Annotated in this window: 10 protein-coding genes; 2 read left to right on the top strand and 8 right to left on the bottom strand. The window is 71.2% G+C overall.

Going from position 1 to position 12100, the window contains the following annotated elements; translation table 11 throughout:
* Position 1: 1 nt before the first annotated feature.
* The 8 genes from ABEA82_RS30910 to ABEA82_RS30875 form a co-directional block, all read right to left on the bottom strand.
* Complete coding sequence (locus ABEA82_RS30910; RefSeq protein WP_345665024.1) at positions 2-664, bottom strand: NADPH-dependent F420 reductase; 663 nt, start codon at positions 662-664, stop codon at positions 2-4.
* 299 nt (positions 665-963) lie between these two features.
* A complete protein-coding gene (locus tag ABEA82_RS30905) occupies positions 964-1176 on the bottom strand; it encodes an EF-hand domain-containing protein (protein ID WP_030232047.1) in 213 nt (70 codons plus the stop codon).
* 61 nt (positions 1177-1237) lie between these two features.
* The gene (locus ABEA82_RS30900) at positions 1238-2152 is read right to left on the bottom strand and encodes a MerR family transcriptional regulator (protein ID WP_345665023.1); all 915 of its coding nucleotides are present in this window, start codon (positions 2150-2152) and stop codon (positions 1238-1240) included.
* A gap of 117 nt (positions 2153-2269) precedes the next feature.
* Positions 2270-3448: a YncE family protein gene (locus ABEA82_RS30895; RefSeq protein WP_345665022.1), complete on the bottom strand. Its 1179-nt coding sequence runs from the start codon at positions 3446-3448 to the stop codon at positions 2270-2272.
* Between the two features lie 111 nt (positions 3449-3559).
* Positions 3560-4063 (bottom strand): ATP-binding protein, encoded by a 504-nt coding sequence (locus ABEA82_RS30890; RefSeq protein WP_345665021.1) that lies wholly within the window; start codon positions 4061-4063, stop codon positions 3560-3562.
* Positions 4064-4337: 274 nt separating this feature from the next.
* Positions 4338-5105 (bottom strand): enoyl-CoA hydratase/isomerase family protein, encoded by a 768-nt coding sequence (locus ABEA82_RS30885; RefSeq protein ID WP_345665020.1) that lies wholly within the window; start codon positions 5103-5105, stop codon positions 4338-4340.
* 79 nt (positions 5106-5184) lie between these two features.
* Positions 5185-6411 (bottom strand): L,D-transpeptidase, encoded by a 1227-nt coding sequence (locus ABEA82_RS30880; protein WP_345665019.1) that lies wholly within the window; start codon positions 6409-6411, stop codon positions 5185-5187.
* A 157-nt stretch (positions 6412-6568) separates the two neighbouring features.
* Positions 6569-7813, bottom strand: coding sequence for a L,D-transpeptidase (locus ABEA82_RS30875; RefSeq protein ID WP_345665018.1), 1245 nt, complete (start codon positions 7811-7813; stop codon positions 6569-6571).
* A 186-nt stretch (positions 7814-7999) separates the two neighbouring features.
* Here ABEA82_RS30875 and glgX point away from each other — a divergent pair, with 186 nt between their 5' ends.
* Together glgX and ABEA82_RS30865 are read left to right on the top strand one after the other, a co-directional pair.
* Positions 8000-10249, top strand: coding sequence for a glycogen debranching protein GlgX (gene glgX / locus ABEA82_RS30870; protein ID WP_345665017.1), 2250 nt, complete (start codon positions 8000-8002; stop codon positions 10247-10249).
* A gap of 343 nt (positions 10250-10592) precedes the next feature.
* Positions 10593-12062, top strand: a complete 1470-nt coding sequence (locus ABEA82_RS30865) for a sulfatase family protein (protein ID WP_345665016.1) — start codon at positions 10593-10595, stop codon at positions 12060-12062.
* Positions 12063-12100: the final 38 nt, after the last annotated feature.

The following is a 12100-nucleotide window of genomic DNA, read 5'->3' as shown; positions in this document are numbered from 1 at the left end:
GCTAGCCCCTGAACTCCGCAGTGCGCTCCGGGGACGCCTCCGCCAGGGCCTTGGTGACCGCCCCGACGCCGCCGCGCAGGCCGTAGACCGGGGTGCCGGGCTGCTGGCGCCAGGAGTCGTCCAAGCCGCCCGCGTCGACGGTGTCGAAGCCGAGGGCGTCGATCAGGTCCCGCACCTTGCGCTTGGCCGCCTCGTCGTCGCCGGCCACCGGGAGGGCCATGCGGTCGGGGGCGCCGGGCGGGAGCGGGCGGTCCAGGATGTCCTGGGCGTACGTGCCGTTGAACGCCTTGACGACCGGGTGGCCGATCTGCCGTTCGGTCCAGCGGCTCTCGGTGAGGCCGTCGTCCTCGATCGCGGCGATCCTGCCGTCGCGCTGCCGGGGGTAGTAGTTGCCGGTGTCGATGACCGCGACGTCGTCCGCCGCCTGGTCGAGGAGACCGGAGGGAAGGTCCGGGACCGCCTTCAGCGGGATGGTGATCACCACGATCTCGGCGCCCCGCGGCGCCTCCCCGACCGTCACGGGCGTCGCGCCCGTCTCCTCGGCCAGGGCCGAAAGTGTCTGCGGCCCGCGGGAGTTGGCGACGGACACGTCGTGCCCGAGGGCGGTGAGCCGCCGGGTCAGGTTGCCGCCGATGTTGCCCGCTCCGATGATGCCGATCTTCATGTCGTCGCCTCGCCCCTGGAGAGATGAACAGCGCCTCGTGGAGGGCTGGTGTCCACGGTCAACCTGCGGGGCGGGTGGGCTATTCCGACTCCGGGGCGGGCGGCTGTTCCGCCTTCGGGGCAGGCGGGAAGGGGGGTCGGGGCGTCGGCGCGCAGGCCGGTCAGGGTCCGGAGCTCGGGCGGCCCACGCCCAGCTCCTTCGCCAGGGTCGTCTCGCCGGGCATGGCGAGGGGCCCGGTCCGTCCCAGGACGAGCCGGGCCCCTTCGCTCAAGGAGCCGTCGGAGCCGGAGCGGCGGCGACTACTTGTTCAGGTAGGACCAGAACTCGTCGAAGCTCAGCTTCTTGTCGCCGTCGAGGTCGCGGGCCTTGATGACGACCTCGGCGACCGACTCGGTGACGTTCCAGTCGCCCGACCGGGCCAGGGCGGTCTTGAACTCGGCAGCGGTGATGTAACCGTCACCGTCCGTATCGATCCGCTCGAACTGCTTGCGTGCTTCCTCGATGTCCGCCACCGATCCGCCCCTACTCTCGTGTTCTGCGCCGTACCGACGCGTCTTGCTGACGCAGGTCAGATTAACCGCCCGCGCGGGTCTCCAGCGCGGCGACCACCCACGCGAACTCTTCCCGGTACGCCGCCTCGGGCCCGGCGCCCTTCACGATCGCCAGCAACTCGCGGTAGCGGGCCACCCTGTCGGTGGCGTGCGACCGCAGCCGGTCCAGCACGGTGGCGGGGTCGGCGTCGCCCAGCAGCTCGCGCAGCACCTGATCCGCCTCCGGCGAGCCGGGGGCGATGCCGCGCTCGCGGGCCTCGGCACCGAGTTGCACGAGCCGCCGGGAGAACCACAGGGACGTCCCGGCGGGTGTGTCATGACCACGGTCGGCCGCGTTGAACTCGGCGACCTTGCGCATCTGGGCCCTGAAGTCCGGGTCCTGGAGCATCTCGGCCAGCTCCAGCCAGGCGTCGACCTGCTCGGGGGTGGGCTCTTCGGGCAGCTCGGCGGCGGTGTTCCGCATGCGTTCGCGGATCACGGGGTCCGCCGTGTCCAGTCCGTGGAACACCTCGTCCACGAACTCCTCCACGATGCGCCGCCGCTCGGCCGCCGACAGCCGTGCCAGTCTGTTCACGAGCGTCATCTCCTCCGCTCCGGAGCCACGTCGGGCGACCGTCGACAGCACCGCGCGGGTCACCTTCAGCGACCGGATCTGCGCGTCCAGCGCGACCACGTGCGCGGCCGCGACCCGGGCGACCGTCGTCTCACCGGCCAGCACCCGCCGGACGTCCGCCAGCCCGAGTCCGAGCTCGCGCAGCGTCCGGATCAGCTCCAGGCGCGCCACGGACGCGGCGTCGTACAGCCGGTATCCGCCCGAGGACCGGGCCACCGGCGGCAGCGCGCCCTCGTCGGACCAGTACCGGATGGTGCGCACGGTCAGTCCGGTGATCCGGGCCAGCTCGCCGATGGTGAGCAGTCCGGTGCCGTCGTCGATCATGTCTGGAAGTCTGGGCCTTCCAGTGGGTGGAGACTCAAGGAACGCGTCGGTCGACGGACCCACTGCGAAGGCGGCCGGCCACCGGCCCGTGGCCTCGGAGGTGCGGCTGTACGACACTCACCGGAAGATGCCGGTGTGGCCGAGCGAGTAGCGGCCGGGCTGTGGGTAGACCGCGAGGCCGTGCGGTCCGCTGCCGACCGGGATGCGGGCGAGCTGCCTGCCGGTGCGGGTGTCGATGGCGTACACCTCGGCGTCGTAGCGGCCGGACAGCCACAGCACCTTGCCGTCGGCGGAGACGCCGCCCATGTCGGGGCTGCCGCCGTCGGGCAGCTGCCACTTCTTGGTCAGCTCGCCCCGCGTGAAGTCGAAGACGGAGATCGTGCCCTCGCCGCGGTTGGACACGTACATCTCGCGGGAGTCGCGGCTGACGTACAGGCCGTGGCAGCCCTTGCCGGTGGGCAGCAGCGTGGGCTCGGTGAACCGGTCGCCGTCCAGGACCCACATGCCGTGGGCCATCATGTCGGCGACGTAGAACTTCTTGCCGTCGGGCGAGACCTTGACGTCCTGCGGCATGGCACCGTCGAACGGCAGCCGCTGCTGCCCGACGACCTCCATCTTCTCGGTGTCGACCTTGAGCAGTTCGCCGCTGAACTCGCAGGAGACGATGAAGTAGCGCCCGTCGAGGGAGAAGTCGGCGTGGTTGACGCCGTAGCAGGAGACCGGGACGGTCTTCTTGATCTCCATGGTGTGCGGGTCGCGGAAGACCAGTTCGCGGTCGAGGGAGGCCATGACGACGGCGTACCTGCCGTTGGGCGTGAAGTAGAGGTTGTACGGGTCGTGGACCTCCACCTCCTTCCCCGCCTTTCCGGTCTTCGGGTCGATCGGGGTGAGGGTGTGACCGCGGTTGTTGTTGACCCACAGCGTCTTCAGGTCCCAGGACGGGACGACGTGCTGGGGCTGCCGGCCCACGCTGATCGTCTCGACGATCTCGTACGTCTTCGGGTCGATGACCGAGACGGTGTCGGACTCGGTGTTGGGGACGTAGACCCGGGAGGGGAAGTCCTTGACCACGGGCGACAGCTTGTTCGGGCGGTCGGCCGCGTACACGTCCTCGGGGTCGAGGACCGGCGGCATGCCCGGCAGTCCCCGGACGGGCTTCTTCTCGGGCGGTGCGGGCACGGCGGCCTTGGTGCCGTGTGCCTGGGAGGTCCGGTGCCCGCCCTCGGCACCACAGGCGGCGAGTACGGCGAGGGCGGCACCCGCGGCGAGGGTGCTTGTGACGAGGTGGCGGCGCATTCGACCATTTAAGGTGCGCTCCACCTGGAAACCGGTGATTCCCCTGTCCGGCGGCCGAGTGACCTGCCACCGGCCGTACCGCCGTTCGGGCGCCGGGTCCGGAGGCGTTCCTCAGCGGTCGGCGACCCGCATCTCGAACCAGGTGGTCTTGCCGCGGGGCAGCAGATCGACCCCCCAGCGGTCCGCCAGCTTGTCGACGAGGAACAGGCCGCGGCCGCTGATGTCCATCTCCTGGACCGGCATCAGGCACGGCAGCCCCCGGGAGGGGTCGCGGACCTCGACGCGGATCCAGCCGCGGCGCCGGTGCAGGCGCAGTCCGAAGACACGGGCACCGGTGTGGCGTACGGCGTTGCCGACGAGTTCGGAGACGAGCAGGACCGCGTCCTCCGTGGTCTTGGGGGTGAGGCCCCAGTGACGGAGGATCACGACCTGGGTCAGCCGTCTGGCGGTGGCGGCGGACTCGGGGCGGGACGGCAGTGGAACCTCTGCCTCCGCCGGATTGCCGTACAACTCCAGCGCCTTCAGCGCGTGTTCGTCCTCGACGGTCGGCGACCAGCGCGCCGCGGCCGCATGTGCGTGTCCCCGCGGCTGTCCCATACCCTCCAGCCCCGCCATGCCCCCCATCATGGCCGTCCGGGATGCCTTTGGGGGCCGTTCCCGGGGAATACACCACCGGAAACGGGTCGTCACCCGGCGATCCGATGACATATGCCGACGGCACTTCGGAGCCGCCCACAGGGGGCCCGACCTGCGGCGACGGCTCGTACCGGAGCATGGGCCGAGCCGTCCCGGCCGGACACGCTTAAGGCTGCCTTAAGGCTGTCATAAACCGTCCCATCGAGGGACCCGGACCAGACACGGTGTCAATTGCAAGACCCCGGAGGCGGGTTCAGAGGAATTTCGCCTTGCCCGGCCCTTCCTCCACGAAGCTGCGCATCCCGCGCTCGCGGTCCTCGGTGGCGAACAGACCTGCGAACCAGTTCCGTTCGATCGTCAGGCCCGTCTCGATGTCCGTCTCCAGGCCCGCGTCGATCGCCTCCTTGGCGGCGCGCAGCGCGAGTGCCGGGCCCTGCGCGAGCTTCGCGGCCCAGGCGTGCGCCTGCGTGTACACCTCCTCCGCGGGCACGACCCGGTCCACCAGGCCGATCTCCCGCGCCTCGTCCGCCTTCACCATCCGGCCGGTGAAGATGAGGTCCTTGGCCTTGGAGGGGCCGACGAGCCGGGCCAGGCGCTGGGTGCCGCCCGCGCCGGGGATCAGGCCGAGCAGGATCTCCGGCTGACCGAGCTTGGCGTTCTCGCCGGCGATCCGGTAGTCCGCGCAGAGCGCGAGCTCGCAGCCGCCGCCGAGCGCGTAGCCCGTCACGGCCGCGACGACCGGCTTGGGGATCCGGGCCACCGCCGTGAACGAGTCCTGCAGCGCGCGGGCGCGCAGGACCATCGCGGTGTGGTCCATCGCCTGCATCTCCTTGATGTCCGCGCCGGCCGCGAACACCTTCTCCCCGCCGTAGACCACCACGGCCCGCACGTCCTCCCGGCGCGCGGCCTCCTCGGCGAGTTCCTTCAGCCGGTCCTGCGTGGCGATGTCCAGCGCGTTCATGGGCGGACGGTCCAGGCGCAGCGTGCCGACACCTTCAGCGACTTCGAGAGAGACGGTCATAGGGAGCAGGTTAACGGGGGCTAACGGCGAGGGCCCCGGTGCGGTCCGTCACACCGGGGCCCTCGCCGTCAGGCCGGGGTCACTTCTTCCACTTCTCCCACGCCATGTTCCAGCCGTTGAGCCCGTTGTCCGGGTCGACGATCCGGTCCTCGGAGTTCTTGACGACCACCACGTCGCCGACCATCGAGTGGTTGAAGAACCACGCGGCCGGCACCTTCTTGTCCCAGCCGCCGCGCACGTCGCGCAGGCCGATGCAGCCGTGGCTGGCGTTGTAGTTGCCGAAGGCGCCGCCCGCCCAGTAGTTGCCGTGCAGGAAGGTGCCGGAGGTGGTCAGGCGCACGGCGTGCGGGACGTCCTTGATGTCGTACTCGCCGCCGTAGCCGACCGTCTCGCCGTTCATCCGGGTGACCGTGAGCATCTCGCTGATGACCATCTGGCCGTTCCAGGTCTCCATGCCGGGCTGGCCGGTGGTGACCGGGATGGTCTTGATGGTCTTGCCGTCGCGCATGACCTTCATCGTGAGCTTCTTGGCGTCGACGACGGAGACCTGGTTGCGGCCGATGGTGAACTTCACCGTCTTGTCCTGCTCGCCGTAGACGCCGGAGCGTCCCTCGACGCCGTCGAGGTTCAGGTCGACGGTCACCTTGGTGCCGGGCTTCCAGTACTTCTCGGGGCGGAAGTCGAGGCGGTCGTTGCCGAACCAGTGGCCCTGGACGTCGACGGCCGGCTCCGTCTTGATGCGGATGGCCTTCTCGACGTCCTCGGGGTTGGTGATGCCCCGGTCGAAGCGGATGGAGAACGGCATCCCGACGCCGACCTTCGAGCCGTCCTCGGGGGTGAAGGTGCCGGTGAAGGTGTTCTCCGGGGTCAGCGTGGTGAAGCCGGTGTCCTCCGCGGCCGTGCGGCCCTCGGAGTCCTTGGCGACCGCGTGGACCTTGTACTCGGTGGCCGCGGCCAGATGGGTGGACGGCGTCCAGGTGGCGCCGTCGCCGGATATCTTCCCGGCTATCTTCCTGCCCTTGCCGTCCTTGACCTCGACCTCGGTCAGCTTCCCCTCGGCGGCGGTGACCTTCAGCGCGCCGCTGGTGTCGACGGACTTGGCGCCGTCCTTCGGCGTGATGCTGACGACGGCCTCGGACTGCTTGCTCCGCGCGGCGTCCGAGCCCTTGCCCTCGCCCCCGCCGGCACCGGAACCCGTCCCCCCGCCACCGCACGCCGTGACGGCGAGCAGCAGCCCGCCGGCTATCAGCGCGAGCACTCCGTTCCGCCCGCCAACCGACGCCCCCGATATCGGTCGCCCGTTCAAGTCGAATCTCCCCTCCCCGGGCCTGGTCAGGCCCCGCGCCCCTGCGCGTCCCCCGCGCACCGGCGAATAGTAACCACAGGGTGTACGGCACCGGCGGCCCGCGATTGTCACTGTTCGGTCCCAACGGAACACCGGGTCAACCCGCCCCCGTGTCGGGTTACTTCACCGCACTGCCCGCCTTCCATGCGTTCCAGCCCATATTCCAGCCTCCGAGCCCATTGTCCGGATCGACCTCTTTGTCATTGCTGTTGACGACCTCGACGACGTCCCCGACGAGACTGCGGTCGAAGAACCAGCCGGCCGGGGTGGCGGCGCCGCCGCCCTTCACGTCGCGCAGTCCGACGCAGCCGTGACTGACGTTGCTGTGTCCGAAGACGGAGTGGTGCGCCCAGTAGTTGCCGTGCAGGAAGGTGCCGGATTCGGTCAGGCGCATGGCGTGCGGGACGTCCGGGATGTCGTACTCGCCCTTGCCGTCACGCTTCTTGAAGCCGACCGTGGCGCCGTTCATCCGGGTGACCTCGAGCATCTCGGTCACCACCATCTTGCCGTTGTACGTGGTGGTCTCGGGTGCGCCGGCCGTGATCGGCACGGTGGCGAGCGCCTCGCCGTCCCGGCGCACCTCCATGGTGTGCCGGGCGGCGTCGACCACGGAGACCTGGCTGCGGCCGACGGTGAAGGAGAACGTCTTGTGCTGCAGGCCGTAGACCCCCCGGGCCCCTTCGACGTCCCGCAGGCGCAGGTCCACGGTGACCCGGGTGCCGGGTTTCCAGTACTCCTCGGGGCGGAAGTCCAGGCGGGTCCCGCCGAACCAGTGCGGGCGGATCTCGACGGGGGGACTGGCGGTGACCCGTACCGCGCGTTCCACGGCGGCGCGGTGGGCGATCGCGCGGTTGAACTCCAGTGAGACGATCATTCCGGTGCCGACCGTGGCGCGGTTCTCCGGGGTGACGTAGCCGATGAAGCGTTCCTCGGGGACGTACGTCGTGAAGGTGGTGTGCCGGGCCGAGCGGCGTCCGTCACCGCCCACGGCCACCACGTCGACCGAGTACTTGGCCGCCAGCGCCAGCCGCTTCTCCTCCGGTTCCCAGGTGAGCCGGTCGGCGGACAGGCGCCCGCGCACCGGGGTCTCCTGCGCGTCCTGCGACCTGACGACCTTCACCGACTCCAGGCGTCCCTCGGGCACGCGCACCCGCAGCTTCCTGCCGGGGCGCACACCCCTGCTGCCGTCGTCGGGCGAGATCCGGATGACGTCCTCGGGCGCCGGGGGCGCGCCGAAGGCGCCGGTGATCGCGCCCATGTCGTCCGAGGTACAGCCCGTGCCCCCGGCCATCAGCCCTGCCCATGTCACTACGGCGGCCAGCGCGGCCCTCGCGCGCCGCGCGCGCCCTTGTACGTGCCTCACGAGGTGCCCAACGACCGGTCGCGTCCCCGGGAAACGACCATGCCCGCCCCCGGGGAAACGTGAGTGCGACCCATGCTCTGGGCAGAACAGTGGGGAGGACGACGCGCAGGGGAGCCGCGACCCGGCCGCGCACAGGGCCGCACCTCTCTGTCCCCCGTCGTCCCACGAGCCGCGGGAGGCTGACAGGTGTCCAGCGCAGCCGAGCAGGAGGCGGTGGCCGCTCGTCGGGCCACCGGGAACGGGCGCCAGGCCGCCGCGAACGGCGTACGGCGGGCCGCGCCGCCGCCCACGGTGTCTGCCTGGCCGGGCGCGCCGACGCCGCTGGGCGCCCGGTTCCGGGTCGGCCCGGACGGGGTGGCGGGGACCAACTTCGCCCTGTGGGCGGGCGGGGCCGAGGGCGTCGAGCTGTGCCTCTTCGACGAGGCGGGCAAGGAGTCGCGGGTCCGGCTCGGCGAGCTGACCCACGAGATCTGGCACGGTTTCGTGCCGGGCGTGCTGCCCGGCCGGCGGTACGGCTACCGGGTGCACGGCCGGTGGGACCCGTGGACGGGCGCCCGCTGGAACCCGGCGAAACTGCTCCTCGATCCCTACGCGCGCGCGGTGGACGGGGACTTCTCGCTGCCTCCCGAGGTGTACGGGCACGTCCGCGACTGGCCGCAGCAGCACGTCGCCGACACCGTCCGCGACGAGCGGGACTCGGCGCCGTACGTCCCCAAAGGCGTCGTCGTCCACGATGACGACGACTGGGCCGACGACCGCCGCCCGAAGACGCCGTGGGCGGACTCCGTGATCTACGAGCTGCACGTCAAGGGCTTCACGAAGCTGCACCCGGAGATCCCCGAGGAACTGCGCGGCACCTATGCCGGTCTCGCGCACCCGGCCGCGATCGAGCACCTGGTCAGGCTGGGGGTGACGGCGGTGGAGCTGCTGCCGGTGCACCAGTTCGCCCACGAGGACCATCTGCTGCGCAGAGGCCTGCGCAACTACTGGGGCTACAACTCCGTCGGCTACTTCGCCCCGCACGCCGGCTACGCGGCCTCCGGCACGACCGGCCAGCAGGTCGGCGAGTTCAAGCGCATGGTGCGCGCCCTGCACGCGGCCGGGATCGAGGTCATCCTCGACGTGGTCTACAACCACACGGCGGAGGCGGGCGAACTGGGCCCGACGCTCTCCCTGAAGGGCATCGACAACCGCGGCTACTACCGCCTCCAGGACGACCCGCGCCGCTACGCCGACTACACCGGCTGCGGCAACACCCTGCACGTGGTCCAGCCGCACGTCCTGCGGCTGATCACCGACTCCCTGCGGTACTGGGTGACCGAGATGGGCGTGGACGGCTTCCGCTTCGACCTGGCGGCGGCGCTGGCCCGTTCCATGCACGACGTCGACATGCTCTCCCCGTTCCTGGCGGTCATCGCCCAGGACCCGGTGCTGCGCCGGGTGAAGCTCATCGCCGAGCCGTGGGACGTGGGGTCGGGCGGGTACCAGGTGGGGGCGTTCCCGCCCCTGTGGACGGAGTGGAACGACCGGTACCGGGGCGCCGTGCGGGACTTCTGGCGGCACGCCCTGCCGGACGTACGGGAGATGGGCTACCGCCTGTCGGGCTCCAGCGACCTGTACGCCTGGGGCGGGCGCAGGCCGTACGCGTCCGTCAACTTCGTCACCGCGCACGACGGGTTCACCCTGCGCGACCTGGTGAGCTACGAGCGCAAGCACAACGAGGCCAACGGCGAGGGCAACCGGGACGGCTCGGACGACAATCGGGCCTGGAACTGCGGTGCCGAGGGCGAGACGGACGACGAGGGCGTACGGGCGCTCAGGCGGCGGCAGCTCAGGAACCTGCTCACCACCCTGCTGCTGTCCACGGGCGTGCCCATGCTGGTCGCGGGCGACGAACTGGGCCGCACCCAGCGCGGGAACAACAACGCCTACTGTCAGGACAACGAGATCGGCTGGGTGGACTGGAGCCTGCTGGAGGACCCCGGCTGGAGGGCGCTGTTCGAGCTGACCTCCCGGCTGATCCGGCTCCGCCACCGGCACCCGGTGCTCAGGCGCCGGGCCTTCTTCTCGGGCCGGGCGCAGACCGCGGACGGGCTGCGCGACCTGGCCTGGTTCACCTCCCGGGGCACCGAGATGACGGAGCGGGACTGGTACGCGCCCGCCGCCTCGCTCGCCATGTACCTGTCCGGCCGGGACATCCCGGGCCGGGACGAGCGCGGGCGGCAGATCCTCGACGACAGCTTCCTGGCCGTCCTGCACGCGGGCGAGACGGCGGTGAGCTTCGCGCTGCCGGGGCCGCCGTGGGCGGAGCGGTACGAGGTGGTCGTGGACACGAGCCTGGAGGAGCAGGGGGAGGCGCCGGGCGTGGTGCACCCGGCGGGGACGGAGATCACGGTACCGGCCCGGGCGGTGCTGCTGCTGCGCGTGACCGGCTGAAGCATCGTTTCGCCGACGGGCGGTGTCGCGGCCGTTCGGTGGGCGATGTCGCGGTCCGTTGGACGGGCATTGTCGCGGTCCGTTGGACGGGCGGTGTCGCAGCGCGCTTGGCGGACGTTGTCACGATCCGTTCGACGGACGGTGTTGCAGCCCGTTCGACGGACGGTCTCGCGGCCCGCCCAGCGGGCGGCGTCGCAGCCCGCCCGGGACGCATTGTTGCGGTCCGTTGCGGGTGCGTGAACTCGGTGGGGATCTTCTTGACCCCGCTGTCGAACCGCTGGCAGCGTCCGTACCTAGCCGCGGCCCCTCCCCCTCTTCCTCTCTGAATCCCCAGGACCTCCGCATGCCCGAAATATCCCGTCGTGCCCTAGGGGCTCTCGTCGGAGGCGGTGCCATGGGCGCCGTCGCCGGTGCGGCCGGTACCGCCGGTGCCGCCGGTGCGGCCGGTACCGCCGGTGCCGCCGGTGCCGCCGGTGCCGCCGGTGCCGCCGGTGCCGCCCCCGTCGAGCGTCCCTTCACGGCCCGTCCCGGTGCCGGATCCGGCCGTCGCCCCAACTTCCTCGTCATCCTGGGCGACGACCTCGGCTGGGCCGACCTGTCCTCGTACGGCGCCCCGCACATCAGGACACCGAACCTGGACCGGCTGGCCCGCCAGGGCGTGCGCTTCACCAACGCCTACTCCGGCTCCTCGACCTGCTCCCCCACCCGGTTCAGCCTCTACACCGGCCGCTACCCGGGCCGTACGAAGGGCGGCCTCGCCGAGCCGATCGCGGACCGGTCCCAGGGCCTCGACCCGAACCACCCCACCCTCGCCTCGCTGCTGAGGAAGGCCGGCTACGGCACCGCGCTCATCGGCAAGTGGCACTGCGGCTGGCTGCCCGACTTCAGTCCGACCAAGTCGGGCTGGGAGGAGTTCTTCGGGAACTTCGGGGGCGTGCTGGAGTACTACTCCAAGCTCGGCCAGCTCGGCGCGTACGACCTCTACGAGGGCGACGCCGAGTACCAGGACCTGAGGTACTACACGACCGTCCTCACCGAACGGGCGGTGGAGTACGTGCGCCGGGACCACGACCGGCCCTGGCTGCTCAACCTCAACTTCACCACCCCGCACTGGCCCTGGCTCGCCGAGGGCGACGAGGAGACCGCCGCCGGGATCGCGGCGAAGATCAGGGCGGCGAAGAGCCAGGCCGAGGTCAGCAAGGCGCTGAACCACTACGACGGCGGCTCGGTCGCCAAGTACACGCAGATGGTGGAGAGCCTGGACGCGGCCGTCGGCGAGGTGCTCGCCGCGCTGCGCCGCTCCGGGCAGGAGGACGACACCGTGGTGCTGTTCGCCAGCGACAACGGCGGCGAGCGCTGGTCGTACCTGTGGCCGCTCAGCGGCGGGAAGTTCTCCCTCCAGGAGGGCGGCATCCGGGTGCCGGCGATCCTGCGCTGGCCCGACCGGATCGACGGCCGCCAGGTCAGTCACGAGCCCCACTTCTCCCCCGACTGGACCGCGACCCTGCTGGAGCTGGCCGGCGCCCGGCCCGACCCGGCGTACCCGCTGGACGGCACGAGCCTCGCCGGGTACCTGCTGCGGGGCGAGGAGCCGCCCGAGCGTGACCTCTTCTGGCGGGTGCGGGGCAACCGGGCGCTCAGGCGCGGCGACTGGAAGTACTACCGGGACGCCAAGGGCACCGACCACCTGTACGACCTGGCCGAGGACCAGCGGGAGCAGGCCGACCTCGCACCGGACCGGCCGGAGCTGCTGGCGGAGCTCAGGTCCTCCTGGGAGAGGATCGCCTCCGGTCTGCTGCCCTACCCGGAATGACCGAGGATCCCCGCCGCGGGATCCGGCAGAAACTCGGT

The organism is Streptomyces venetus, from assembly GCF_039540295.1.
Lineage (GTDB): Bacteria > Actinomycetota > Actinomycetes > Streptomycetales > Streptomycetaceae > Streptomyces > Streptomyces venetus.
This window is presented reverse-complemented; position numbering and strand designations above follow the sequence as displayed.

What these genes read in the sequence shown, in the direction of transcription:
- ABEA82_RS30910 (WP_345665024.1), bottom strand. Translation starts at nt 664, where the DNA reads ATGAAGATCGGCATCATCGGAGCGGGCAACATCGGCGGCAACCTGACC.
- ABEA82_RS30900 (WP_345665023.1), bottom strand. Translation starts at nt 2,152, where the DNA reads ATGATCGACGACGGCACCGGACTGCTCACCATCGGCGAGCTGGCCCGG.
- ABEA82_RS30895 (WP_345665022.1), bottom strand. Translation starts at nt 3,448, where the DNA reads ATGCGCCGCCACCTCGTCACAAGCACCCTCGCCGCGGGTGCCGCCCTC.
- ABEA82_RS30890 (WP_345665021.1), bottom strand. Translation starts at nt 4,063, where the DNA reads ATGGCGGGGCTGGAGGGTATGGGACAGCCGCGGGGACACGCACATGCG.
- ABEA82_RS30885 (WP_345665020.1), bottom strand. Translation starts at nt 5,105, where the DNA reads ATGACCGTCTCTCTCGAAGTCGCTGAAGGTGTCGGCACGCTGCGCCTG.
- ABEA82_RS30865 (WP_345665016.1), top strand. Translation starts at nt 10,593, where the DNA reads ATGCCCGAAATATCCCGTCGTGCCCTAGGGGCTCTCGTCGGAGGCGGT.